Source organism: Hominilimicola sp., from assembly GCF_046972485.1.
Classification (GTDB): Bacteria; Bacillota; Clostridia; order UBA1381; family UBA1381; genus Hominilimicola; species Hominilimicola fabiformis.
This window is the reverse complement of the sequence record NZ_JBKVWU010000177.1, coordinates 1-3,358: the sequence shown is the minus strand read 5'-3', so window position 1 is coordinate 3,358 and position 3,358 is coordinate 1. Positions and strand designations below refer to the sequence as shown.

Genomic DNA, 3,358 nt, shown 5'->3' with positions numbered 1-3,358 from the left:
ATACCGCATTATCTTTGCCGAAAACGTGAGTATGACGTGTAATAAGCTTTGTACAGATTTCGTTTACCACATCATCAAAGTCAAATGCTCCTCTTTCTTCCGCAATTCTAGCGTGGAACACAACCTGCAAAAGCACATCACCGAGTTCATTTGCGAATGCGTGGTCATCACCGCTGTCAAGCGCGTCAATCGCCTCGTAACATTCCTCTATCATACTTTTCTTTATGCTCTGATGTGTCTGTACCTTATCCCACGGGCAACCGTTTTCGCCCCTTAGCTGTACCATTATATCGCGTAAATCATCAATAGAATATTTTTTCACAAGTAACAAATCCCTTTCATATTTTCTTCAATCTCTTGTATTATATCACCCCGCATTATTTTTTACAAGTCTATCCTTTAAGTATTTTTCGTACTTCTTTAACCGATATTGCATTTGTAAGAAACAGCATAAGCACATACGCACTCATACCGATACCGCACATTACGGCAAGATATACGAATCCGTCCCCCAATATCGCCGAAATATAGTTCGATGAAATATACATAACACCGAACATAAGTGCTGTCGCTATTGCAGGCTTTATAATTATTGCCGTAATATTCAATTTTAAACTCAAACATTTATGAATTGCGATTAAATTCAGTATCATAACAAGAATATATGCCGCATTTGAGCTTATCGCCGAGCCGTATATATTGATTTCGGGCATAGCTATAAGATACCAACTCACAGATAATTTTACCGCACTTCCGCAAAGTGCCGTAAAAAACGGCAGCATTATTTTTCCTGCCGACTGTAATATTGCGGACGTTATCTGCGTCACACACATCATAATAACGCACGGTGCTATCGCCGTAAGCATAGCGGACGATGAACTGTTATGAAATAATACAGTAAGTATTTCATTACTCATCAAGTACATTATAACCGCACAAGGCATTGAAAGCATAACCGCAAGACGTATTCCTATATCGGTCGCGGTTTGTGCTTTTTTTGTGTTGTTTACGGCTATCGCTCCGGCTATTACAGGGAGTATGCTTACACCCAATGTTGCAAGTATTCCGACAGGCAGATGAAAAACGGTAAGTGCGTAACCGGTGTACGCACCGTACAAAAATCTTGCCTCATCACTTGAAAAACCGCCGTCAAGAAGTCTTGACCGCACAAGCGTTGTATCTGCCACATTTATTGCATTCGCCACCACCGACGCACATAAAAGCGGCAATGCGATTGACATAAGCTCTTTTAATATTTCCGCAGTATCGCTCTTTTCGGACTTTACATACTTTTTATCTCTGCCGTAAAAATACATAATCATAAGTATCGCCGTTGCGATAATCTCACCTGACGTTACACCCATTATTGCACCGCCGGCTGTTTTTTCAACGCCGTAATTCAAAAAAAGTACAGCTAAATAATATCCCGACGCAAGTTTAACAATCGCTTCTGTTACTTGTGAAAGTGCGGTCGGTATCATATTTGAAACACCTTGATAATAACTTTTATATGCCGTACCGAGTGCAACGAAAAATATTGACGGTGCAATCATTTGTATTGCATATATCGCCTTTTCTTCTTTCATTGCAAGTGCAAAAAACGGTGAGCCGAAATAAAGTGCGACACTTCCGACAATGCCTATACACACAAGCAATATTGTTGAAATTTTCACTATTCTGTGGGTTTTACTGTATTCTCCTCTTGAATTTGATTCCGCAACCATTTTCGATATTGCAAACGGCAAACCCGAAATGATAAACGATAAAAACATTATGTAAACCTCAAACGCGATATTAAACACCGCCATTCCGTCCTCGTTAAGTATATATGTAAGAGGTATCTTAAATACCGCACCGAGTATTTTTGATATTGCATTTGCTATCATAAGTATTACCGCACCGGTAAGAAAACTCTGCTTTTTCATAACTCCCTCCACGCATTTTAACTTGTCTTTATATCCTATTTATGATATAATTATTTTATAACTAAATTAAGATGTTCCTTGTCTTGTTATCGGGAATATACGGAGGATAAGAAATGGTAATTCAGAAAATAAAAAAAGCCGTCGGACAAATTAAAGTTCCCGGCGATAAATCAATCTCACACCGTGCCGTTATGCTTGGCTCGCTTGCAAACGGTGTAACCGAAATAAGCGGTTTTCTAAAGGGTGCGGACTGTCTTTCAACTATTGACTGTTTCAGAAAAATGGGAATTGATATAGATATAAACGGTGAAAACGTAACCGTTCACGGCAACGGTCTAAGAGGTCTTAAAAAGCCTGATGAAATGCTTTATACAGGCAACAGCGGTACTACGACACGTCTTTTATGCGGTATTTTGGCAGGTCAAAATTTTGATACGTCAATTACGGGTGACGCGTCTATTCAAAAACGTCCTATGGGCAGAGTCGTACAACCGCTTTCAATGATGGGTGCAAAAATCGAAAATGAATATTGTCCGCTTTATATTACGGGTACAAAATTGCACGGTATAGACTACAAAATGCCTGTTGCGTCCGCACAGGTTAAGACTGCGATAATCCTTGCAGGACTTTATGCAGACGGTGAAACGGTTATTCACGAAATTGAAAAATCACGCGACCATACAGAACTTATGTTAAGTGCTATGGGTGCGGATTTAACAGTTGATAATCTTGATATTACCGTAAAACCTACAAACGACCTTACGGCATTTAATGTTGATGTTCCGGGCGATATTTCTTCAGCCGCATTCTTTTTGGTACTTGGTGCAATTATGCCGAACTCGCAAATTACAGTAACAAATGTCGGTATAAACCCTACAAGAACAGGTATTATTGACGTTTTAAAGGATATGGGTGCAGATATTACACTTGAAAATGTACATACTTCGGCAGGTGAAACTGTTGCGGATATTACAGTGCGTTCTTCGTCATTAAAAGGCACAACAGTCGGCGGCGATATTATTCCGCGACTTATCGACGAACTTCCTATTATCGCAGTTGCGGCAGTTTTTGCGAACGGTCAAACGGTTATTAAAGACGCACAGGAATTAAAGGTTAAAGAAACAAACAGAATTCGTGCGGTAGTTGACGAATTTAATAAATGCGGTATCGATATTACCGAAACCGATGACGGTATGATTATAAACGGCGGTAAGAGTATTCACGGTGCTGATTTCAAAACATACGGCGACCACAGAATGGCTATGAGCCTTACAGTGCTTGCACAACTCGCCGACGGTGAATCAACACTTGACGACAGCGATTGTGCGTGCGTGTCATACCCGACTTTCTTTGATGATTTTTATAAATTAGGAGAATAAAATTTTAAGCCACCCCTCAGTCAACTGCGTTGACAGCTCCCCTCGATGGGAGCC

General features: G+C 40.2%; 3 protein-coding genes. 1 reads left to right on the top strand and 2 read right to left on the bottom strand.

Annotated elements, in window-relative coordinates:
- A partial coding sequence (locus tag ACLTU0_RS11365) for a MazG nucleotide pyrophosphohydrolase domain-containing protein (protein ID WP_412322552.1) occupies nt 1-322 on the bottom strand: 322 nt, incomplete at its 3' end.
- 70 nt (nt 323-392) lie between these two features.
- On the bottom strand, nt 393-1,925 hold the full coding sequence (locus tag ACLTU0_RS11360; RefSeq protein ID WP_412322551.1) for a polysaccharide biosynthesis C-terminal domain-containing protein: 1,533 nt from the start codon (nt 1,923-1,925) through the stop codon (nt 393-395).
- 113 nt (nt 1,926-2,038) lie between these two features.
- On the opposite strand from ACLTU0_RS11360, the gene aroA reads away from it, so the two are divergent.
- Nucleotides 2,039-3,304 (top strand): 3-phosphoshikimate 1-carboxyvinyltransferase, encoded by a 1,266-nt coding sequence (gene aroA / locus ACLTU0_RS11355; protein WP_412322549.1) that lies wholly within the window; start codon nt 2,039-2,041, stop codon nt 3,302-3,304.
- Nucleotides 3,305-3,358 lie beyond the last annotated feature (54 nt).